Below are 277 nucleotides of genomic sequence, written 5' to 3' on the forward strand. Positions count from 1 at the left end.
ACTAACGGAGCCTAAATAGCCATCTGCGAGCGCTTCTACATCCATGACCGCTTTGTCGGTCTCGACCTCCATCAACACGTCGCCGATCTTGACTGCATCGCCCGCTTGCTTCTGCCAGCTTACGATTTTACCTGTTTCCTGCGCCATCCCTAGGGCGGGCATGATGACCTCATGCGCCATGGAACATCTCCCCGCGCATGAGTTTTCTGGCGGTTTCGGCGACCGTTTCGGCGGTTGGAACGGTGATGTCTTCCAAGGCTGGCGAAAACGGAACGGG

At 57.0% G+C, this 277-nt stretch carries 1 protein-coding gene; it reads right to left on the reverse strand.

Annotation, left to right across the window (positions count from 1 at the left end; translation table 11 throughout):
* A partial coding sequence (locus AB9F29_RS22605; protein WP_369757340.1) for a biotin/lipoyl-containing protein occupies positions 1-180 on the reverse strand: 180 nt, incomplete at its 3' end.
* Between the last annotated feature and the right edge of the window lie 97 nt (positions 181-277).

The sequence above is a fragment of the Falsihalocynthiibacter sp. S25ZX9 genome, assembly GCF_041205405.1.
Taxonomy (GTDB): Bacteria; Pseudomonadota; Alphaproteobacteria; order Rhodobacterales; family Rhodobacteraceae; genus Falsihalocynthiibacter; species Falsihalocynthiibacter arcticus.